Genomic DNA, 20,621 nt, shown 5'->3' on the forward strand with positions numbered 1-20,621 from the left:
GGCCGTCTGAGAAGAGGGCCGGATGCCACATCGGGACTTGCCTGGGCAACTCCGAGAAGACTGTCGGACTTTCCTCGGCAAGTCAACCGGCGTCCCTCGCCGGTATGCTCCTGTGGCATGACCGATTCCCCCCGATGGCTCGACGAGCAGCAGCAGGCCATATGGCAGGACCTGCTGAGCATCGTGATCGCGCTGCCGACGCTGCTCGATCGGCAGCTGGAACGCGACGCCGACACGACGAACTATGAGTACAGCGTGCTCGCCCGCCTCTCGAGCGCCCCGGACCACTCTCTTCGCCTCAGCACCCTTGCCGCCCAGTGCGACAGCACCCAGCCCCGACTCTCCAAGGTCATGGTCCGCTTCGAGCAGCGCGGCTGGGTCACCCGGAGCCCCGATCCGGACAACGGGCGATACACAGTGGCCACACTGACCGACACCGGACTGCAGAAGGTCGTCACGAGCGCCCCGGGCCACGTGGAACGCGTGCGCGAGCTGATCTTCGACCCGCTGAGCGCCGCACAGCAGCGCCACCTCGGAGCTGCCCTCGCCCGCATCGCCGGGCCGGTCCGCGAACAGCTCGACGCCCGTGCCACGCCCCCGACGACGCCTGTCCTCGACTCGGAGCGTGACCACCCCGAGGAACCCTGATCTAGGGTGATCGCATGGTCACCGCCCAGCCCGCGCCCTCGTCCTCACCGGCCGACGGCGATCGCCGCGTGGACCTCGTCCTGGAGGGCGGAGGGGTCAAGGGCATCGCCCTGGCCGGAGCGATCGAGGTGCTCGAGGAGCGTGGATACCGCATCAACCGGGTGGCGGGCTCCTCCGCCGGGGCGATCGCCGGGGCTCTGGCCACAGCAGGGATCAGCGGCTCGGCCATGGTGGGGATCCTGCGCGCCACCGACTACCGCCTTTTCCAGGACGGCCCGTTCTGGACCCGCTTCCTGCCGGGCAAGGCCCTGGCGATCATGCTGCACAACGGGGTCTATCGCAGCGCCGCCCTGGCCCGCTGGCTCGAGGAGCAGCTGGACACCCAGGGCGATCCCGGCCGCACGGGCACCTTCGCCGATCTTCTCTACGAGGATCCTGACCCAGCACGGGAGCTCGGCCCCGGCCAGCGCTCCCGCCTGGTGGTCACCGCCTCGGATCTCACGGCCGGGCGCCTGCGGTTCCTGCCCACCGATGCGGGCGCCGTGGGCACCAGCTCGGAGCGGCTGCGGGTGGTCGACGCAGTGCGCGCGTCGACGTCGATCCCGTTCTTCTTCCGGCCCACCCGGTGGACGTCCCCTGCCGGCGTCACCACGTGGCTGGTGGACGGCGGGATGCTGTCGAACTTCCCGGTCGAGGTGTTCGACCTCCCGCCCGGGCAGATCCCGCGCTGGCCCACCTTCGGCATCAAGCTCTCCGCCCGCCCGGAGAGCGGCTTCGGCGGGGTCACCAGGATCTCCGGGCCGCTCTCGTTCGCCAAGGCCGTGGTGAGCACGGTGACCGGGTTCTACGACCGGATGCACATCGAGGACTCCCACGCCGTGGCCCGCACGATCTTCATCGACACCGCCGCGGTGCGTCCCACCCAGTTCGATCTCTCCGCGGCGGACCGTGAACTGCTCTACCGGGAGGGTCGACGGGCGGCGATCGAGTTCCTCGACGGCACCACCACCCAGCCGGGATGGGACTTCGCACGCTACGTCGCGAGGTTCCGCGCACCTCGGTGAGCTCGTCGCGGGCGAGCCGTGGCCCCCAGGCGGGGTCGCACCCCGGCGGACCGGGCGCAGGAGAATCCTGCACGGAGGACACCCGAGCGGGAGGATGGGGGGGCATGACGCGACTCTTCGACCCCCGCAATGCCCAGATCACTCCCCAGCAGGCCCGTCGCTTCGCGGCGTTCGAGGTTCTGCATACGATCGTGGACTTCCTGGCCGCGTTCCTCTTCATCGTGGGCAGCGTGCTGTTCTTCTTCGGGCAGACGCAGCTGGCGGGCACGGTCTGCTTCCTGGTCGGGTCGTTCTTCTTCGCGACCAAGCCGACCATCCGCCTGATCCGCGAGATGTATCTGGCCCGCCAGGACGACGTCGACCTGCTGGCGGACGAAGCGCCCGAGCGGCCGGTGTCGTTCGGCGCTCCGAAGAGGCCGGTCGGCGACGGTGATGAGCGCCGCCCCGACGCCTGAGGATCAGCGGGTCCGTCCCTCCCCGCGCACCTCGGCAGCGACTGCGCTCAGCGCCCGGGCCGAGGAGTGCAGCGCGTCGAGCTCGGACGAGGAGAAGGGGGTGTCCCGGATGGGGTGGGCACCGGAGGACCTGACGATGCAGGGCACCGACAGGGCGACACCCTGGATGCCGTGGAAGTCATCGAGCACCGGGGCGACGGGGAGCACAGCGTTCTCGTCGCGCAGGATCGCCTCCACGATGCGGGCGCTGGAGAGGCCGATGGCGTAGTTGGTCGCCCCCTTGCCCTGGATGACGCGGTAGGCCGCATCCCGCACCTCGGCGGCGATGTCGTCCAGATCGTTCCTCGTGAACAGCGGGGCACCCTCCTGCTGCCAGTCCAGGATCGGGACGGCTCCGATGCGCGCTGTCGACCACAGCGGGAACTCGGTGTCGCCGTGCTCACCGACGATCTGCGCGTGCACGCTCGACGCGGCGACCCCCGCTCGCCGCGAGATCTCCCAGCGCAGCCGGGAGGAGTCCAGGAGGGTGCCGGAGGCGAAGACCCGCTGGGTCGGGAGTCCGGACACCTCGTGGGCGAGCATCGTGAGGACATCACAGGGGTTGGTGACGATGACGATGATCGCGTCCGGCGCGGCGTCGAGGACCTGCGGGACGAGGGAGCGGAGGATCGTGGCGTTGGTGGCGGCGAGCTCGATCCGGGTCTGGCCAGGACGCTGCTTGGCGCCAGCGGTGATCACGACGACGTGGGAGCCCTCCGCCACTGCGATGTCGGACCCGCCGGTGATGTCGCTGCTGCCGGCGAACAGGGTGCCGTGGGCGAGGTCGAGCACTTCGGCCTCGGTCCTCTCCGGGTCGATGTCGTAGAGCGCGATATGGCGAGCGGAGCCGCGGATGAGGGACGCGTAGGCGACGCTCGAGCCGACGGCCCCGGCACCGATCACGGTGAGTTTCGAGTTCTCGATCATGGGGCCACAGTACGAGGCGTCCCGGCCTGTCACAGGGACCGTGGTCCCCGGAGAGTCCAGCGATCGTTCCTGCCACCTCTCGAGCACGGGCCCCCGGGTTACATTGACCCGCATGACGCAGCCCGCTCCTCCCACCGCCCGCTCTCGCCGCGTCCGCGTCTGGGTGGGCGGCATCGCCGTCGTCGCGCTCCTGGCCGGCGGCGCCGTGGCCGTGGTCCGCACCCCGTGGTGGGGCTGCCATGTCGGCACGAGCACGGGTGACAGCTCACTGGACTACGAGCTCGGCCCGGAGCCGGCAGCGGAGGGTCTGGGTGCTCTCGTGGAGCAGGTCGCCTCGGTGCCGGGCATCGGCCCTCTGCTGGGTTCGGCGCCGCTCGAGCAGGACGTCCGCCTCGCACCCCGCACGGATGGTGGCCTCGTGGTCTCCGATTTCCCCTACTTCGCCGAGCGGAACGAATTCCACGACACGAGCCTGGATCCTGTCACCGGCGAGGCGTCCTGGAGCCGTGGCCAGGCCGGCCAGGCCGCCGTGCCCGAGGTCGCGGGCGATGCGGTGCTCAGCCTCGCCGCCGTCGAGGGCGGCATCTACCGGCTCTCGATCCTCGACGGGCAGGACGGCTCGGTCCGGGGCTGCCTCGACGTGGAGCGCCTGGACCGGGCGGGGATCGGTCGGGCCGCGGCCGGGGTCTCGCCCGACGGCCGCACCGTGGTGCTGGCGACCCCTGCGGAGTCGGGATCGGCCGTCTCGGCGTACGGCCTCGAGGATCGGGAGCCGGTGTGGGATGCGGCCCTGCCGGGGACCGAGGGGACGGTGACGTGGATCGGTGACACGGTCGTCGCGGATCGGCTCGATGCCCGGGACGTCTATTCCGTCGGCCCGATCATGTGGGGGAACGACGATGAACGCACTCGCGCGTCGATCACGGGTCTCGATGCGGCGTCGGGGGTCGAGTCCTGGACCTGGCCCGCGGATCTCTCCGACGGGGCGACCCCGGAGGCCGGCTCGACGGTCCCGTTCGTCGACGGGCCCGACGGCGTCGTGGTGGTCTCGGCCCTCACCGTCGAGGACGACGAGCACGCCGCTCGGCTCGTCGGCCTGGATCCCGCGACCGGGGCGGAGCTCTGGAGCGCCGACACCGCAACGGTTCCCTGGCTGCAGGGCTTCGGCGATACCGTCGTGGGGCTGGCCGGGGACGTGCTCTTCGCTGTCGATGCCTCCAGCGGCGAGGAGCTGTGGCGCGTGCCGGTGGCCGGGGGCGCGAGCGGCCCCCGGCCCGATGCGGCGCAGCTGTTCGGTGACGAGATCATCGTCGCGACCGCTGACGGCATCACGAGCATCGATCTCGCCACCGGTGACCTGACGGAGACCCCAGTGGAGGACGCCTGGGCGCTGCGCCTGACCACCACGCCGAGCACGCTCGCCGTGGTGCGGGACGATGCGGAGACCCGCGAGCTGCTCGTGTTCTCCCGCGACGCCTGATCGCAGCCGGTGCGCGCACCCGGCCTCCCGCCTGCTGCGGCGCGGTCCGATCGTGGGGAACGTCCGGTCAGATCAGGAACGGGTTGCCCGCGACGAGTCGGCGCCAGCGGCGACCGAGGCCGACGTGGTCACCGGCCGCGAGGCCGGCCATCGCGATCAGCAGGACTGCCATGATCAGGTGGTCGTCGAACAGCGGATTCGTGACCATCGGGAACGCCGCGAGGTACATCAGCAGATACATCGCCGCGCCGCTCGCCGCCGCGACACGGGTCCCGATGCCGAGCAGGAGGGCCAGGCCGATCCCCAGCAGACCCCCCATGAAGAGGATGTCGGTGAAGGGGTTCAGTCTGAGCCAGAACTCCCAGAAGCCGGCGAACGGGTTACCTGCCTCGATGGAGCCGCCGAGGAATCCGCTGGTGGGGGAACCGCCCTGGAGCCAGGCTCGCTCGGAGGGCGTGGAGAACCCCAGCCCGAACAGCTTGTCGAGGAACGCCCAGGCGAAGGTGAAGCCGAGCAGGAGGCGGGTGACCCCCAGGACCGTGTAGCCCCAGGGCCTGCGGGCCTCGTCAGCGGGCCGGGTGGACGCGGGGGGAACCGGAACGCGGGTTGTGCTCATGGGGGACTCCTCGGGGAGGGATCCGCGGCGGGATCTCCGTGCGGATACCTCAAAAGTACTGGTCCGGAAGCGGGACAGGGCGGGATGTAGGGCCCGCTCGGATCCCGCGTGGTCCTCTATCCTGGACGGACGTGCCGACGCCGTCTCGGCATCCCGACAGATTGAGGTCCTCCATGTCCGACCACTCGGCCTTGCGTTCTGCGGCGCGGCATCGCTCGCTGCCTCGCACCCTGGTGCGCATCGGCCTGGGGGCCGCACTGGCCGGCGCCGGCATCAGCCACCTGACGGTCGCTCGCGACGAGTTCCAGGCGCAGGTCCCCGACCTCCTCCCCGTGAGCCCCGACACCACCGTCCTCGCCTCAGGGATCGTGGAGATCTCCCTGGGCGCGGCCCTGATGCTGCTCGTGCGGCGTCAGGTCGCCGTCGGCTGGGTCGTCGCAGCCTTCTTCGTGGCCGTGTTCCCCGGGAACATCGCGCAGTGGCTCCATCACCGCGACGGCTTCGGGCTGGATACCGACACGAAGCGGTTCACCCGCCTCCTGTTCCAGCCGGTGCTGATCGCTCTCACGCTCTGGGCCACGAACGCGCTGGGCGCGACGCGATCCCGGGACCGCTGACCATGGGAAGCAGAACCCGCAGGCCCTGCAGTGCAGCGCGCAAGGGCGCGGACAGCGCGCCGCACGCAGTCGATGCTGCGCCACCAGATGTTCGAGGACAGGAGACCCTGTGACAGGTGCGACGAACCGGACGACCCTGCTCGTGGGGTGCGGGCGGATAGGCCGACGGCTGGGATCCCGACTGGTCGAGGCCGGGGAGCAGGTCGTGGCCGTGCGCCGTTCCCCCGCGGAGCTGCCGGAGACCTTCACCCGCATCACCGCAGACCTCCTGCTCGACCAGGGGCTCGAGCTGCCGGCGGTCGACAGGATGGTCATCACCCTGCCGCCCCCCGAGGATGAGCACGGCTACCGGACCCCGTTGCGGACCCTCGCCGCCGCGCTGCCCGCCGTCCCGGAGCGGACCCTCTTCGTCTCCTCGACCCGGGTCTTCGAGGGCTGCGGCGCCGAGCATCCGGTGACCGAGGCGACCGCGCCGTGGCCGCTCTCCGAGCGCGCCAGGGTCCTGCTGCGCGGGGAACGCCTGGCCGAGGACCTCTTCGGGGCTCTCATCGTCCGGCCCGCAGGGATCTATGGACCAGGGCGCGAGCGGCTGCTGCGCAGCGTGCTGGCCGGCGACGCCGTGCCCCACGGGCGACGCACGAATCGGATCCACGAGGCCGATCTGGTCCGCGCTCTCGAGAAGCTGCTCCTGGACCCCTCCCCTCCCCCGCTGCTGCATGCCGTCGATGAGGAGCCGGCCCGGCTCGGTCGCGTCCTCGCGCATATCGCGGCCCGACTCGGGGTGCCGGTTCCGCCCAGCACCCCGACGCCGCCGCGCGGCGGCACCGTGCTGGACGGGGCGCTGCTGCGATCCTTCCTCGGCCCGCTGGACTTCCCCGACTTCCGTTCCGGCTACGACGCGGTGATCGACGAGTTCGACCCCGCGGCCCGCTGAGCGGAGCCGGTCTCCCCGCCACGGGAATACAGTGTGGTCCCGATCACCGCTATGCAGGAGGATCCCTGATGACCAGCACCCCCGTCCACCACCCCGCAGATGACGACTCCACCGTGCACCCCGAGGATCAGGGTGACGCCCGTGCGCAGGGCGACGACGCGCCTGAGCTGGTCGATGACGAGACCAAGAAGCTCTCCGAGGCCGAGGCCGAGCAGCACGAGGACGCCCCCTCCGCCCAGGCGACCGATGCTGAGGAGTCCGGGGGATACGGACACTGACCGTGCGCGGGGCCCGACCATCAGGTCGGGTCCCGGCCGGTGCTGGTCCGGCATACCGGCGGTCAGCCACGCAGGATCACGGACCTCCTGCGTCGGATCAGCTCCCGACGGGCGCCGTCTCGTGGCGGATCAGGGATCCTGGATTCCGGCGAGATGTCGAGGCCGGGATCCCCGCCGGCTGGCCGCAGTCCGGGGTCAGGACCGAACCGCCTGGTCGATCCCTCCGCAGAGGACCCGACAACGGGCGTGCGCCTGCGACGATGGGACGTCCGGCGAGTCGTCTCCAGGAGATCCATGCCCACCACTGCACCGTCCGGCGTCAGCATCCTCCTCGTCGCGGACCCCGGGCTACCCACGCGGCGCGCGCATGCCGTGAAGGAGGACCTGCAGGCTCTGCTCAACGATTCGTACCACCCCCCGATCACCGTCCACGTCGTGACCGAGACCTTGCGCCTACGCCCGGACCACACTCTGGATCTGAGCACCGCCGTCGATCTCTCCGAGGAGTACGAGCATCCGGATGCGGTGCTCCTCCTGACGGAAATCCCGCGCCTCACCGACGGGAAGCCACTCATCGCAGAGATCTTCCCCACGGAGCAGGTGGCCGTGGTCTCCTGTCCCACCCTGGGCGCCTTCGCGAGCCGTCGCCGCATCCTGCACGTCCTCATGAGCTGTGCGCTCCGCATGAAACCCACCGCTGAACGGCGGGACCCCACAGGGTTCGACCGTCGCTGGACGCAGTGGTCGGAGGTCGAGGATCTTCCGGGCCACCTGGCACTCCATGCTCGTGCGACCACGGGCGGGATCCGGACGGTCTGCGGAATGGTGTCGGGCAATGAACCGCTGCGCACGGTCCCCACCTTGTCCAGCGCCCTCGCCGCCGCATCCGCCACCGGTGCCTTCGGAATCTTCTACAGCTCCATCTGGGCGATGTCGACGTATCTGTCGACGCCGAGGCTGCTGGGGATCGGCGTCCTGGCGATGAGTGCCATGATCGCCTGGCTGATACTCAGCAACGGGCTGTGGGACCGTCCCAAGCGAGCCGGTCTGGCCCGCACCGTGCTGCTCTACAACCTCTCCACGGTCCTGACCATGTCGCTCTGCGTGGCAGCCCTCTATCTCGCGCTCGTCCTCCTGATCCTCGCCGGCGGCCTCATCGTCATCGCTCCCGCGTACATGGCCGACATCATCGGGGAGCACCCGTCGTTCACGACGTACCTCGACATCGCCTGGTTGAGCGCCGCGATGGGCGTGGTCGCCGGCGCTCTGGGGTCGAGCTTCGATCAGAGCACGGACCTCCGGCGACTCACGCACGGACAGCGCGAGAGGCAGCGCCGCTACAGCGAGGGCTGAGCGCACGGCGAGGCGCGCGTCCGCTCAGGCACGACGGAGGACGACCTTGCCGCGCGCATGCAGGGTGCGCACCTTCGCCAGGGCGCTCAGGGCCTCGGCGAACGGGTAGACCCGCTCGATCTCGACGTGGGTCGTCCCGGAGGCGATGCCCTCCATGATCGCGCGAAGATCCTCCTGGATCTCGGCCCCGTAGGCGAGGCCTCCCACCGTGATCCCGCGGATGCCGAGAACGTCGTCGGCGGAGACCGTGACGACCGCGCCGCCGTCGCGGACCGTCGCCATGGCGTCGTGCGTGGTGCCCGGCGGGATCGAGATCGCGGCCTCGACGCCACCGCGGCGCCACCGCAGGACCTCGTCGATCCAGGACGGGTCACGGTAGTCGACGGTGAGCTCGGCCCCGAGATCGCGCAGGTGGTCGTGGTTCGGTGCCGACGCGGACGCCGCGACCACCCATCCCTCCCGGCGGGCCAGGGGCACGGTCAACGTCCCCACCGCTCCCGAGGCGCCCGCGATGAACAACCTGCGTCCGGCAGGGCCGTCCGGCAGTGCGCGCAGCGCCCGCAGCGCGGTGCCCGCCGCGACCGGCACGGCCGCCGCCTGCTCGAAGCTCACGCCGTCCGGGATCGGGAGGATCAACGAATCCCCGGGCACGGCGGCGTACTGCGCCCACACCCCGCCCCGGGACGGCGACACGCTGACCACGGCGACGCGATCCCCCACGCAGCACGAGGTCACGCTCGGGCCGACAGCCGAGACGATCCCGGCCGCCTCGATCCCGATGACCCGTCCGGCGCCCTGCTCGGCGGGCGGGAACGACGGGTCGTGGATGCCCACGCCGACGGCCTTGACCTGCAGCAGCAGGTCACCGGCGCCGATCGTCGGAACCGGGATCCGTGCGATCTCGAGCTGAGGGTCCGGTCGTCTCGGTGTGTTCGGTGTGCTCGGGGTGCTCGGTGTGCTCGGTGTGTTCGGCGTGCTCGGTGTGCTCGGTGTGCTCGAGGTGATGACTGCGGTCATGGTGCGCATCCCTGGTACCTCCTGTGGTGTCGTGCTCGTGCAGGATCGCTCGCCCGTCGGGGCCGACCAGGGAGTCCTCATGCCCGGCATTCGTGCCGGCGGGCCTGGAAAGGCCCTCGCTGCTGGGGGACAGCCCGACGGTGGTGCGCAGGGCGGTCTCCCGCACGAGCACCACGGCGATCAGGGTGATCACGGAGATCACCCCGGCGATCAGGAAGATGTGCCCGAAGCCATCCGCATAGGAGTCGTGGACCATCTGCTGGACGGGACCGGGCAGCGCGGACAGGTCCAGCTCGGTGCTGTCCGAGCCTCCGCCCTCGGTCATCGCGCCCGCGGGGGCGCCGCTGTCGGCAAGGCGCTCCTGGACGCCCGCGGCGACCTGGTTGGTGAGGATCGCCCCGAGGGCGGAGACGCCGATCGCGCCGCCCAGAGAGCGGAAGAAGGCGATGGTGGCGGAGGCAGCGCCGACGTCCGCGACGTCGACCGTGTTCTGCACGGCCAGCACGATGTTCTGGATCAGCGTGCCGACGCCGGCCCCGGCGAGGGCCATCGAGACGGCGACCCAGAGATATCCGGTGGTGTGATCGACCATGCCCAGTCCGCCCAGGCCGAGGACCATGAGGAGGCTGCCGAGGACCATGATCGGCTTCCACCGGCCGGTGTGGCTGACGAACATGCCGCCGAGGGTGGAGGAGAGCGTCTGGAAGATGATCATCGGAAGGATCTGCAGGCCGGCCTCGGTCGGGGTGTGCCCCTCGCCGAGCTGGAAGTACTGGGTGAGGAACACTGCGGGGCCGAACATCGCGACCCCCACGGCGATGCTCGCGACGATCATCAGGGCTGCGGTGTTGTTCCGCAGCAGCCGGATCGGCACGATCGGCTCCGGCGCGCGCAGCTCCACGATCACGGTGAGGGTCGCCGTGAGGACGAAGCCGCCGACGAAAGCGGCCGACTGCCAGGAGATCCAGTCGTAGCTGCTGCCGGCGAAGGTGACCCAGAGCATCGGCAGCGCCGCTGTCAGGGCGATCAGCACCCCGCCCGCGTAGTCGATGGTGACCGGGCGCGCCGGCCGCGCGGGGATCCGCAGCTTCAGCTGGATCAGGATCAGGGAGGCCACCGCGAGCGGGATGCACACGAAGTACGTCCATCGCCAGCCGAGACCGTCGGTGATGACCCCGCCGAGCAGTGGTCCGGAGATGGTCGCGATGCCCATGACCCCGCCCATGTAGCCGGCATACCGCCCGCGCTCGCGGGGGGAGACGATCGTGCCCATGATCGACTGCACGAGCGCCATCAGGCCGCCCATGGCGATGCCCTGGACGACGCGTGCGGCCATCATCATGGGGATCGAGATCGCGAAGCCCGCGATCAGGGAGCCGGCCACGAACAGCACGATCGCCAGTTGGACCATGCGCTTCTTGTCGAAGAGGTCCGAGAGCTTGCCCCAGATGGGCGTGCTGATGGTCATCATCAGCAGGCTCGCCGTGATCACCCAGGTGTACTGCCGCTGGGTGCCGTTCAGATCGGCCATGATCGTGGGCAGGGCGGTGGAGACGATGGTGTTGGAGAGCAGCGCGGTGAACAGCGCGGCCAGCAGGCCGGCCATCACCTGCAGCACCTCCCGGTGAGGCAGCGCCTTCGCGGGGGCGGGGAGGGTGTCAGTCATACGGAGGGGCCTTTCCGGTCGGTGTCCCGGAGCAGGACGGTGAGGTCCTCGAGACGGATGTTCAGTCGATGCAGGACGTCGAGCGCCTGCTGGATGTCCTCGTCGGGCCAGTCCTGCAGCACGTCGGCGAAGCCGTCGGCGATCTCGTGGTGGCGCTCGCGGAGATGCTCCCGGCCGCGATCGGTGATGGAGACGACGCAGGCCCGGCCATCGTTCCGGTCGGTGCGCCGCTCGACGTACCCGTCGACCTCCAGGGCGTCGACGGCGCGAGAGGTGACCGAGACGGAGGCGGAGACCTCCCTCGCCAGCTCGCTCAGCCGTGCATCGTGGAGCTCGAGGCACTGGAGCACCCCGCTGGCGGTCCCCCAGACGCTGCGCTGCCCGCGGCGCTGCTCGGCGAGCCGGAAGATGCGCAGGGTCCTGACCAGTTCGCGGAGGATCGCCCCCGCGTCACCCGTGCGGGTCATGGGATCGCGTAGTTGTTTGTGGCATGCAAATAGTTCAGGGATGTCGTCCCCGGATGGCAAGGCTGAGCGTCAGGCCAGTTCAGCGGGCCCAGGGTCCGGGCACCGTGGTGCTCATAGACTGGACGGCGCACGAGTCCGATCCCGTCCCGAGGAGCGCCCATGGCTGCGAAGAAGTCCGTCACCATCGAGGGCGCCGCGATCGCGCAAGCGATCAACGACCGCCTGATCGTGCCCCTGCCCGAGGTCGCGAGCGCGCAGCTCCCCTCCCGCGGCCAGGTCGCGATGGTCGGCGCCCTGGATGATCACGAGGTCGAGACGGTCCTGGAGCCCGACGGCCGCAAGGGCCACTGGATCTCCCTGGATGACGAGCTGGTGGAGGCACTCGGTGCGGCCGACGGGACGAGCATCTCCTTCACTCTGACCACCGCCGCGCAGTGGCCCGAACCCGAGGTCCCCGAGGATCTCGGGACGGCGCTGGAGAGCGCGGGCGACGTCGAGCACCAGTGGGACTCCCTCACCCCGATGGCCCGCTGGGAGTGGGTGCGCTGGGTGGGCGCCACGAAGAACGCGAGCACCCGCGCGAAGCGCGTGGACGTGTCGATCGACAAGCTCCGCACGGGCAGCCGGCGGCCCTGCTGCTTCGATCTGGCCTCGTGCACGGATCCGGAGCTGTCCACCAGCGGGAAGCTGATCGGCCTGTCATGAACCAGCCACCCATGAACCATCCACCGCTCCGTGCCGCGATCCTGGGCTACGGCGTCGCCGGGAGGTTCTTCCACGGCGCCTTCCTCGCTGTGGATCCCGCCTACGAGGTCGCGATCATCTCGACCTCGAATCCCGAGCGGGCCGCCCAGGCCCGGGAGGACCACCCCGGTGCGCTGATCATCGAGGACCCCAGCGATATCGCCGCCCATGCGCCGGACCTCGACCTGGTGATCGTCTGCACGCCGCCCTCCTCGCATGTCGCCCTGGCCCGCGCCGCCCTGCACTCCGGCCTGGACGTGGTGGTCGACAAGCCGTTCGCCCCGACCAGTGCGGAGGGCGAGGCGCTGATCGCGGAGGCCCGCGCCCTGGGTAGGCGCCTGTCGGTGTTCCAGAACCGTCGGTACGACGCCGACTTCCTGACCCTGACCGGCCTCGTGGAGGCCGGCGAGCTCGGCCGGATCCACACGTTCGAGTCCCGCTTCGAGTGGTGGAAGCCCGCGGGTGAGCGCAGCTGGAAGGCGCAGACGCCTGTCACGGAGGGCGGCGGGATCCTCTTCGACCTCGGGCCCCACCTCATCGACCAGGCCGTCCAGCTCTTCGGGCCGGTCACGGAGCTCCTCGCCGCGGTGAGGACCGCCGGACCCGCCGCAGGCCCGGCCAACGTCGCGCAGCTGATCCTCACCCACTCAGGCGGGGTGACCTCGCACCTGACCATGTCGAGCCTGTCGGCACTGGAGGGGCCGCGGTTCCACGTCTCCGGCGACCAGGGCGCCTGGCGCACCGTCGGCAAGGATCCCCAGGAGGCGGCACTGCGGTCCGGGACCACCCCGGACGCCCCGGGATTCGGGCACGAGTCCGAGGACGCCCGCGGCGAGCTGAGCTCCGGCGCCGACGTGATCCGCACGCCTCCGGGCACCGGCGACTACGGCCGCTACTACCGCGAGCTCGCCGACGCCCTGCGCACCGGCTCCCCCGTCCCGGTGGACCCGCAGGACTCGGTCGACGTCCTGACGCTCATCGAGGCCGCGCACCGCGCTCCCCACCCCACCTTCTCCCCCGACCGCTTCGAGGGCTGAGCTCCACGATCCGACGAGAGAACGACGCAGGCTGCCCCGCTGGAGCATCACGCTGCGCCAGAGCCGGGCAAGGCGCCGTCACCCCCTGTTGTATGCGGGACCTGCGTGCGTCTCGTCGGCTCGCGTCCGGCTGGTGTGCAACTGGGCGACCTGCGAAGGGCCGGGGTGCACCGTGTGCGCCGCGGCGGAGGCCCGGGCGAAGGCCGCGCTCAGGTCGTCCGTGGGCAACGGGCCCACGGTGACCTCGTGGGGGCCCTGCGTGCACGTGATCCACACACCGTCGGCCCCGGTGGTGATGGTGAGGGCGTCGCCGTCCCGGTCGCTGATCTCGATCGAATCCATGGTTCTCCGCATTGCTCGTGGTACTGGAAAGGTGCTGGTGGTGGCCGCTGCGGGCCTATCGGGGTGGTGGAGCGACGAGGGGAGGCCGTGCCGTGCGGCGGCATTCCTCGTCCGCGTCCGTCGCGGCCGGGTCACCGGCCGACGTCGCGCCCGGTGGCAGCCGGCTCCGGCTGCCCGGCGGCGAGCGATGGTCGTGTCTGCGGGGAGGAGGCGAACGTCCCGTCCCCGATCGCCACGACGTGCTGAGCGCGGAGGGCGGGCCCTCGGCGGACCGGTCCCTCAGCGGGCGGGGTTACTTCCCGTTCCCGACGTCGGGGCTCATCCAGCAGGTCCGGAGTCTGCTGCGTGGCGTCCGGGCCGTGCGCCGCGCGCCGAACCCGGTTGCAGATCTCGAGGTCGGCGACCGCTCGGGTTCACCACCCGGCAGCTGGATGCTCGAGGAATCGATAACCGTGCACATCGTCATCCCCCTGTTCCGCTGGTTCGCTCCGAGTGCGGGCGCCCGATTGCGCTCGCCTCGCACCCACCCCGCCGGATCCGGGAGCACCGGGGCGAAGGAGCCGGGCCTCTGGACCTCAGACCCTAGGGAGACCCTAGAGAACGCGTGCCGGAAATCGTGCCGTCCTGCGGATTCTGTGCGGGATATGAACCGATTCGCCGCCCGATGTGCGGGATCCTGCGGATACCTGTGGGACGGGGATTACAGGGGCGGTGCTCGCGTACCGCACATTTTCCGACATGTGCGTCGGATCTAGCCGGGGGTGCGCCTGCATTCATGCGCCGGGCGTGGGACTGGTGGTCCACGCGGGCCAGCGGCGCTGGGAGGTGCCGCTGACCAGGGGAGATAGGAGCACCGACGAGTTGCCGTCGACCCCACGGGTCGGTTGGCCGCGTCTCCGCGGGCGCCACCCGGAACTCGTCACCAGCGCGATTGTCGACGACATCGTGAACAACGTCTCTCCGCGAAAGCGGAGCATCGCGAGGTGAACCGGTGCCAGAATCTTAGATGATGGCGCTTTCCGCGAGTCAGCGGTGCACCGGGGCAGCACGGACCATGCAACGTCGAGAGGGCATGGGCGCGCCCGTCACGTCGTTCACGGATCGGGGCACTCAGCCGATCTGAGCACACAGTGGCGCAGCGCTCATGGGAAGTCGGAGTTCACGAAGTCATGGCGTACTTCAGCAGAGCACGCGAGCTGGCGGATCTCACCGAGATCGTCACCGCCGACGCGCCCCAGCCCGTCGCCGTCCTCGGCCCCGAGGGATCCGGCAAGAGTGTGCTCCTCAAGGAGCTCGCCGCCTCCAGCGCGATGCCCGTGGTCGCCATGCGCGGCAGTGAGATCGAGGAGTCCTGGCCCTACGCCGGCCTATCAGCGCTGCTCGCCACTCTCGACAGCGTGCTCGACACGAACTGCCTCGCGTCCATCTCGGATCTCCTGCACCCCGGGATCGGGTCGACGCCGCAGGCCATCTCTCAGAGCCTGTACGCGAGCATCGAGTCCTTCCGTCGCGAACCGTCCCTCGTGGTCATCGACGATGCCGACCTCCTGGATCCTGCCAGCCAGGAGATTCTGGGATATGTGATCCGCCGTTCCGGGATCACGGAGCTGCGGGTGGTGATCTCCGTGTGCGACATGCCGCCCAGCAGCCCCTTCCACGGCCTGCATCGCCTGCGCATGGAACCGTTGGACATCTGCGATCTCCTGGACCTGGGCCGCTCGCTGACGCCCTCCTCGACGGCCGTCTCTGCGCTGGAGCACGTGGCCAGCGCCTCCGGCGGGAGCCCCATGGCGTTCAAGAGCATCCTTGACGAGCTCCCGGAGCACGTGCTCACGGGCAAGGCCCCCTTCCCCATCGCGATGCGCACGGGGTCGAGGTTCGCCACGCTCATCGAGGCCGAGCTGGCCACGCTCAGCGCGATCGCCCGGGAGTCGCTGGACTATCTGTCGACCTCGCCCTTCACGCCCGTGGGGCTCTTCGACCGCGTCGAAGGCACCTCGCGGGAGGCCCTGGATGAGCTGGTCGCCTCCGGCTTCGTGATCCAGGAGTACGGCCGCATCTACATCGTCTCGTCGCCGATCCGCTCCGCCGCGTACCGGGCACTGACCGCCCGCGGCCGCCTGGCGATCCACGCGGAGCTCGCCGGTGCTGCGGGCGAGGGCTATCCCGAGCTGCGCACCTGGCACGCGAGCTACGTCGAGCACGATCCGCGGCACAGCCCCGATCTCCTGACGGCCGCCCGGGCCTTCGCGGAACAGGGCTGGACCCGGCTCGCGGTCGACTTCGCCGAACGCGGCCTCGCGCTGAACTCCGACGGCGACCTCTCCGAGCACCTGTGTCGGCTGTCGATGACGCTGCTGCTGGATGCGCATTTCAACCTGGCCCGGCGCTACCTGCACATGGCCCGGGGCCGCGACCTCGATGTGGCCGTCCCCCCGGGGCTCGCCCTGCTCACAGTGCTCCTGGACTACATCCGTCGCCAGGAGGTGGTCGCCCACGGCATCGAGCGCACCGTGGAAGCCTTCGGGACGTCGCACCCCACCGAGTGCGCCGAGCTGCTCTGCGTCGCAGCGATCGCCCGGCTCGAGCGCTGGGAGCTCACGGGCGCCCAGGAACTCATCGCCCGCGGCGCCTCCCTCGCCGGGGACCAGGCCCCTATCGTGCGCGCCCTGACCGAGCTGGCCGCTGCGTACGAGGCGGGACTGACCGGGAAGAGCCTGCCCGGGGAGTGCGACGTCAGCAGGCGGTCCGGGATCATCAGGGACGGTCTGGGGGTCGAGGCGTCCCGCATCCTCACCGCGCGCGCCCTCTCCCTGGCCGAGCGCTACGCCGAGGCGCGCTCGGCCCTGGAGGACGTCACCAACCACAGTCCGCACGTCGGCACGTTCTGGACGATCTTCGCCCTGCAGGTGACGTTCTCCAACGAGCTCCGTGCGGGCCAGTACCACCGGGCCCGCGACGCCTTCGCCCAGATCGACCTCTTCGTCCGCAGCCAGTCGCACTTCGTGGTCAACCACGCGTACATGGCCTCGATGATCGCGTCGATGGATGGGGACGTCGACGCGGCGACGGAGGGTCTGCACACGGGGATCCGCCTGGTCACCCCGGGCGCCGGCGCCGCCCAGGAGGCGCAGGTCGCCATCCGTCAGGCACGGATCGCCATGTCCCGGCACGAGTTCGAGCTGGCTGCGGACTACTTCTATCGGGCCCGCCATCTCTCCGGCCCGCTGCGGAACCCGCAGCTCCTGCGATTCCACGTCGACTTCATCGCCGTCCTGGTGCGGGTCGGGCGCCGCAGCGCCGCCCAGGAGATCCTCGCCGAGTTCCACGCCTCGGCACGCGAGATGCCCTCGGCGTGGGCGGCGCGCGCCCTCGCGATCTGCGACACCCTCGTGCTGGACGACGAGGCCTCCCTCCGGGCGCTCCGCACGACGCTGGACACCTGGGCCGACGGCGACCACGAGTACCTCCGGGCACGCGCCCTGTACCTCCTCGCGTTCCTGCACGGTCGCCTGGGTCAGCGGCAGGAGGCCGAGACGGCGACGCTGCGGGCCCGAGAGATCTTCCGCGAGATCGGCGTGGAGGTGGGGGGCGCTCCCTGCGCACCCGCCGAGGAGCTCCCTGAGACGACTCCCCTGCTCGATCTCCTCACCGAGAAGGAGCTGGCGGTCGTCGAGCTGCTCGCGACGGGTGCGAAGAACCAGGCCATCGCCCACGAGCTGTTCCTCTCCGTGCGGGCCGTGGAGCTGCGGCTCACGAACATCTTCCGCAAGATCGGCGTGACGTCACGCTTCGAGCTCATGAAGGTGCTGGCCGGGGAGCTGGACGCGCGGCATCGCGCGGGATGAGCGGACCGTGGCCGAGCGGCCCGACCATCACGGAAGCCTCCGTGATGCCCTGCTGGGCGCCGCGTCGTCACGTCCGCGACCGGCAGGCTCTGCTGGACGCGTTGGCGATCACCGGCTTCGAACGTCTGGAATCTCAGGTTCGACGCACGCTCGACGGCGCCGGCGAGGACTTCCCCGCGCGGCTGCGAGCCGCTGTGAACACCTTCGTGCGCTTCGCGACGGACAACGCCGCCCTGCTGGAGCTGATGTTCTCCAGCAAGCATCGCGAGGGCGCCGAGGACGTGCGCGCCGCCGCCGAGCCCGGTTTCGCCCTGATGTTCGGCCTGATCACGCAGGGGCAGGAATCCGGGGACGTGGCATCCGGGGATCCCGAACGGGTGAGCATCGTGCTGGTCGCGACGATGCAGGGCATCGCGACGCTGATCAATGGCGACATGGTCGACGTGTCTCTGCTCGACGAGCTGACGGACAGGGCCACCGATCAGTTCCTGCGAGGTGCGGGCCCCGCGTGAGCGATGGCGCTGCCGTCATCCCCTCGCGCCTGTCAACGTGGCGGTCCTGCCCAGTGCCCCGAGCAGATCATTCATCGGCAACGGTCCCACCGTGACCTCATGTGGGCCCTGGGTGCACGTGATCCACACGCCATCGGGGTTCGTGGTGACGGTGAGGGCATCACCATCGAGGTCACTGAATTCGGTCGCGTCCATGGCTCTCCGCATTGATCGTAGTTCTGGATTCCTTCTGGTCGTGCAGGTTCATGAACGCGTCGAGGCGACGATCAACTGCCCACTCTCCGACAGCTTCGACGAGAAGGCGTCGACGTCGGGCAGCACGGTCGGCAATGGATCCGCAATCATCCAGCTCGGCGTCCGGCCGACCGGCCATATGCCCGGACCGGCCCTCGTTCTTCCGATAGCTCCACCCAACTCCAGGCACCTCAAGTGACCCGCCGTGACCCGACGAGGATCAGCACAAGGTTCGGCACAGATCTGCACCACCCGTCTTGAGGCGTTCTTGGGGGAAGGACGCTCTCCGGCCGATCTTGAGGGAATCTATGGCGATCTCGCCCCGCCGTCCTGCAGATGACGGGGCATGCTGAGGCCATGACCACTGCCCCGGTGCTTGATACTGATGCGCTGCACCGTCTGGGCGAAGAGCTGGGCGACGCCGACATCCTGTGTGGATTCCTCCGTCGCTATGTCGCCATGTTGGCCCAGCGCATCGCACGCCTCGAGCACGCCCTGGCCGCCCAGGACCACGAGGACTGGATGGACGCCGTCCTCAGCCTCAAGACGTCCTCGGCGCAGGCCGGGGCACCGGCCCTCGCAGCTCTGGTCTCCGGCCTCCAGGAGGACACGGAGCACCGTGCGTCAGCGTCGTGGGAGCGCTGGTCTGCCGCTGGTTGCCGGGCCGAGGGCATGAAGGCCCTGCGCGGGTTGGCAGCTGAGACCGTCCGCCAGCTGCTGATCTACCTCCGCCACTCCCGGATGCCCGCGGCCCGAACTACCTGATGCCTCGAACGCCGCCCGCCATGCGATAGCCCACCCCGCGCACGGTCTGGACCCAGCGGGGCTCCTTCGCATCGTCGGCGAGCTTGCGCCGCAGGTTCCCCAGATGAACCTCCACGGTGCGTTCGTCGGCCCCCGACACGAAGGTGCCGTCGCCCGCTTCATCCCCGCGAAGGGTCCGGGCCAGCTCGGCCTTGGACCGCACCACTTGTCCGCTGTGCATGAGCGTCTCCAGCAGCACGAACTCGGTCGGTGTCAGCGGGACCTCGCGTCCGTCGGCCACGACCTGGTGAAGGTTCGGATACAGCTCGAGCCCCTCCGACTCCAGACGGAACTCTGCCGCGGATGCAGCGGTGGGCATCGGTGCCCCCGTCACCGATCCGGCAGCGGCTCCGGTTCTCCCCGACGGATCGTGGACCGTGGGCGCAGGAGCATCCGCGACGAGGGATCCGGCCGGACCTCCTGCAGTGGCGTCCGAGGGCGCAGTCGGAGAGGCCGGGGTCACCGGAGTGGTTCTCCCGACTCTGGGCCGGCGCATCATGGCCTCGATCCGAGCTCGCAGCTCGCGGGGGCGGAACGGCTTGGTGACGTAGTCATCTGCGCCGACTTCCAGGCCCAGGAGGGTGTCGATCTCCTCGGTGCGGGCCGTCAGCATCACCACGTAGGCGTCGGAGAACTGGCGCACCTGGCGGGTGACCTCAAAGCCGTCGATATCCGGCAGCCCCAGGTCGACGGTCACGACCACGGGTTCGTTCTCGCGCACGGCAGCAACCCCAGCGGTGCCGGTCCCGGCCTCGTGCACCGTGAATCCGGACTGGCCCAGAAGAGCCACCATGAGCTCTCGGATGTCTTCGTCGTCCTCGACGACGACGGCAACGCGTCGGTCCATGCAAGACACCCCCAGTGCTCTTCTCCGCCCCCACGATATCGGGACTCCGTAGCCGCGGATGTTCACGGTCCACCACAGATCTTCAGCGCGTCAGTTCGACCAGATCACCCAGGGGCAGGACTCCGGGGACGTGGCTCTCGGCAACCCGAGCAGGTGTCCCTCGTGCTGGCCGCGACGATGCAGGGCATCGCGACTCTGATCAATGGCGACAGGGTCGACGTGTCGCTGCTCGACGAGCTCACGGACAGGGCCAGCGATCAGGTGCCGCGGGGTGCGGGCCCCGCGTGGGCGATGGCGCGCACGACGCCACCGCGTAGCGATCCCGGCAAGGCCGAGCGCCCGACCGACGATCCTGCCGTCGCCGTTCGTGGTGGAGGCGAAGGGCTGCGTGCCCTCCACTCCTTGCCGTCCGGTTCGGCACTGGGTGCGCAGCGATCTCTGTCCGAGGGGTCCGCTACCGTTTCCACACGGCATGTCGCCGCATTTCGCCCGCGTCAGGAGACCCCATGGAGTCTGAGATCCACGTGATCAGCGATGGTGACGGATTGGCCATCATCGGAGATCCGGCAGCTGTCGACGACTTTCTTGGCTCTGCGGGCGTCCCTTCGCGAGAGCTCCCGGTGGAGAAACTGCGCTCCACCGCTGGGAAGGGCACCGCCCTGCGGGCCGGGTTCGGAGTCTTCACAGCCGCC

General features: G+C 70.1%; 22 protein-coding genes. 15 read left to right on the forward strand and 7 right to left on the reverse strand.

Annotated features, from left to right (window positions below):
- Positions 1 to 117: 117 nt before the first annotated feature.
- The 3 genes from ACT3T5_RS06610 to ACT3T5_RS06620 all read left to right on the forward strand — a co-directional run bounded on the left by ACT3T5_RS06610 (position 118) and on the right by ACT3T5_RS06620 (position 2,167).
- Complete coding sequence (locus tag ACT3T5_RS06610; RefSeq protein ID WP_444579764.1) at positions 118 to 648, forward strand: MarR family winged helix-turn-helix transcriptional regulator; 531 nt, start codon at positions 118 to 120, stop codon at positions 646 to 648.
- 14 nt (positions 649 to 662) lie between these two features.
- On the forward strand, positions 663 to 1,712 hold the full coding sequence (locus tag ACT3T5_RS06615) for a patatin-like phospholipase family protein (protein WP_444579762.1): 1,050 nt from the start codon (positions 663 to 665) through the stop codon (positions 1,710 to 1,712).
- 104 nt (positions 1,713 to 1,816) lie between these two features.
- The gene (locus ACT3T5_RS06620) at positions 1,817 to 2,167 is read left to right on the forward strand and encodes a YrhK family protein (RefSeq protein ID WP_444579760.1); all 351 of its coding nucleotides are present in this window, start codon (positions 1,817 to 1,819) and stop codon (positions 2,165 to 2,167) included.
- Between the two features lie 3 nt (positions 2,168 to 2,170).
- Here ACT3T5_RS06620 and ACT3T5_RS06625 read toward each other — a convergent pair whose 3' ends face one another.
- Complete coding sequence (locus ACT3T5_RS06625; protein ID WP_444579758.1) at positions 2,171 to 3,133, reverse strand: L-lactate dehydrogenase; 963 nt, start codon at positions 3,131 to 3,133, stop codon at positions 2,171 to 2,173.
- A 112-nt stretch (positions 3,134 to 3,245) separates the two neighbouring features.
- Between ACT3T5_RS06625 and ACT3T5_RS06630 the strand changes: the two genes are divergently transcribed.
- Positions 3,246 to 4,613 carry an outer membrane protein assembly factor BamB family protein gene (locus tag ACT3T5_RS06630; RefSeq protein WP_444593928.1) on the forward strand — a complete coding sequence of 456 codons (1,368 nt, stop codon included), beginning with the start codon at positions 3,246 to 3,248 and terminating at the stop codon, positions 4,611 to 4,613.
- Between the two features lie 67 nt (positions 4,614 to 4,680).
- Here ACT3T5_RS06630 and ACT3T5_RS06635 read toward each other — a convergent pair whose 3' ends face one another.
- Positions 4,681 to 5,229 carry a hypothetical protein gene (locus ACT3T5_RS06635; RefSeq protein WP_444593929.1) on the reverse strand — a complete coding sequence of 183 codons (549 nt, stop codon included), beginning with the start codon at positions 5,227 to 5,229 and terminating at the stop codon, positions 4,681 to 4,683.
- Between the two features lie 173 nt (positions 5,230 to 5,402).
- Here ACT3T5_RS06635 and ACT3T5_RS06640 point away from each other — a divergent pair, with 173 nt between their 5' ends.
- The 4 genes from ACT3T5_RS06640 to ACT3T5_RS06655 all read left to right on the forward strand — a co-directional run bounded on the left by ACT3T5_RS06640 (position 5,403) and on the right by ACT3T5_RS06655 (position 8,411).
- Positions 5,403 to 5,846 carry a DoxX family protein gene (locus tag ACT3T5_RS06640; RefSeq protein WP_444593930.1) on the forward strand — a complete coding sequence of 148 codons (444 nt, stop codon included), beginning with the start codon at positions 5,403 to 5,405 and terminating at the stop codon, positions 5,844 to 5,846.
- Between the two features lie 109 nt (positions 5,847 to 5,955).
- Complete coding sequence (locus ACT3T5_RS06645; protein ID WP_444593931.1) at positions 5,956 to 6,780, forward strand: SDR family NAD(P)-dependent oxidoreductase; 825 nt, start codon at positions 5,956 to 5,958, stop codon at positions 6,778 to 6,780.
- A 68-nt stretch (positions 6,781 to 6,848) separates the two neighbouring features.
- Positions 6,849 to 7,058 carry a hypothetical protein gene (locus tag ACT3T5_RS06650; protein WP_444593932.1) on the forward strand — a complete coding sequence of 70 codons (210 nt, stop codon included), beginning with the start codon at positions 6,849 to 6,851 and terminating at the stop codon, positions 7,056 to 7,058.
- Between the two features lie 294 nt (positions 7,059 to 7,352).
- A complete protein-coding gene (locus ACT3T5_RS06655) occupies positions 7,353 to 8,411 on the forward strand; it encodes a hypothetical protein (protein WP_444593933.1) in 1,059 nt (352 codons plus the stop codon).
- Positions 8,412 to 8,435: 24 nt separating this feature from the next.
- Here the strand turns inward: ACT3T5_RS06655 and ACT3T5_RS06660 are convergent, their stop codons facing one another.
- Genes ACT3T5_RS06660 through ACT3T5_RS06670 form a run of 3 tightly spaced genes read right to left on the reverse strand, consistent with a single transcriptional unit; the run spans position 8,436 to position 11,561 of the window.
- Positions 8,436 to 9,245: an NADP-dependent oxidoreductase gene (locus ACT3T5_RS06660; RefSeq protein WP_444593934.1), complete on the reverse strand. Its 810-nt coding sequence runs from the start codon at positions 9,243 to 9,245 to the stop codon at positions 8,436 to 8,438.
- A gap of 28 nt (positions 9,246 to 9,273) precedes the next feature.
- Positions 9,274 to 11,094, reverse strand: coding sequence for an MDR family MFS transporter (locus tag ACT3T5_RS06665; RefSeq protein ID WP_444593935.1), 1,821 nt, complete (start codon positions 11,092 to 11,094; stop codon positions 9,274 to 9,276).
- Positions 11,091 to 11,561, reverse strand: coding sequence for a MarR family winged helix-turn-helix transcriptional regulator (locus ACT3T5_RS06670; protein ID WP_444593936.1), 471 nt, complete (start codon positions 11,559 to 11,561; stop codon positions 11,091 to 11,093). Before ACT3T5_RS06670 ends, ACT3T5_RS06665 begins: the two co-directional genes overlap by 4 nt.
- 159 nt (positions 11,562 to 11,720) lie before the next feature.
- Here ACT3T5_RS06670 and ACT3T5_RS06675 point away from each other — a divergent pair, with 159 nt between their 5' ends.
- Positions 11,721 to 12,266, forward strand: a complete 546-nt coding sequence (locus tag ACT3T5_RS06675; RefSeq protein ID WP_444593937.1) for a YdeI/OmpD-associated family protein — start codon at positions 11,721 to 11,723, stop codon at positions 12,264 to 12,266.
- An 11-nt stretch (positions 12,267 to 12,277) separates the two neighbouring features.
- Positions 12,278 to 13,342 carry a Gfo/Idh/MocA family protein gene (locus ACT3T5_RS06680; RefSeq protein WP_444593938.1) on the forward strand — a complete coding sequence of 355 codons (1,065 nt, stop codon included), beginning with the start codon at positions 12,278 to 12,280 and terminating at the stop codon, positions 13,340 to 13,342.
- A gap of 78 nt (positions 13,343 to 13,420) precedes the next feature.
- Here the strand turns inward: ACT3T5_RS06680 and ACT3T5_RS06685 are convergent, their stop codons facing one another.
- Positions 13,421 to 13,684, reverse strand: a complete 264-nt coding sequence (locus tag ACT3T5_RS06685) for a hypothetical protein (RefSeq protein ID WP_444593939.1) — start codon at positions 13,682 to 13,684, stop codon at positions 13,421 to 13,423.
- A 1,169-nt stretch (positions 13,685 to 14,853) separates the two neighbouring features.
- Here ACT3T5_RS06685 and ACT3T5_RS06690 point away from each other — a divergent pair.
- The 4 genes from ACT3T5_RS06690 to ACT3T5_RS06705 all read left to right on the forward strand — a co-directional run bounded on the left by ACT3T5_RS06690 (position 14,854) and on the right by ACT3T5_RS06705 (position 19,043).
- Complete coding sequence (locus tag ACT3T5_RS06690; RefSeq protein WP_444593940.1) at positions 14,854 to 17,532, forward strand: LuxR C-terminal-related transcriptional regulator; 2,679 nt, start codon at positions 14,854 to 14,856, stop codon at positions 17,530 to 17,532.
- A 44-nt stretch (positions 17,533 to 17,576) separates the two neighbouring features.
- Positions 17,577 to 18,044 carry a TetR/AcrR family transcriptional regulator gene (locus ACT3T5_RS06695; RefSeq protein WP_444594017.1) on the forward strand — a complete coding sequence of 156 codons (468 nt, stop codon included), beginning with the start codon at positions 17,577 to 17,579 and terminating at the stop codon, positions 18,042 to 18,044.
- A 193-nt stretch (positions 18,045 to 18,237) separates the two neighbouring features.
- A complete protein-coding gene (locus tag ACT3T5_RS06700) occupies positions 18,238 to 18,477 on the forward strand; it encodes a hypothetical protein (RefSeq protein WP_444593941.1) in 240 nt (79 codons plus the stop codon).
- A 158-nt stretch (positions 18,478 to 18,635) separates the two neighbouring features.
- On the forward strand, positions 18,636 to 19,043 hold the full coding sequence (locus ACT3T5_RS06705) for a hypothetical protein (protein WP_444579975.1): 408 nt from the start codon (positions 18,636 to 18,638) through the stop codon (positions 19,041 to 19,043).
- Here the strand turns inward: ACT3T5_RS06705 and ACT3T5_RS06710 are convergent.
- Complete coding sequence (locus tag ACT3T5_RS06710) at positions 19,036 to 19,929, reverse strand: response regulator transcription factor (protein ID WP_444593942.1); 894 nt, start codon at positions 19,927 to 19,929, stop codon at positions 19,036 to 19,038. The two genes, ACT3T5_RS06705 and ACT3T5_RS06710, sit on opposite strands and share 8 nt — an antisense overlap.
- Before the next feature lie 162 nt (positions 19,930 to 20,091).
- On the opposite strand from ACT3T5_RS06710, the gene ACT3T5_RS06715 reads away from it, so the two are divergent.
- On the forward strand, positions 20,092 to 20,457 hold the full coding sequence (locus tag ACT3T5_RS06715) for a hypothetical protein (RefSeq protein WP_444593943.1): 366 nt from the start codon (positions 20,092 to 20,094) through the stop codon (positions 20,455 to 20,457).
- Positions 20,458 to 20,621: the final 164 nt, after the last annotated feature.

The sequence above is a fragment of the Brachybacterium sp. AOP3-A1-3 genome (assembly GCF_052378285.1).
In the GTDB taxonomy this organism is placed as follows: Bacteria; Actinomycetota; Actinomycetes; order Actinomycetales; family Dermabacteraceae; genus Brachybacterium.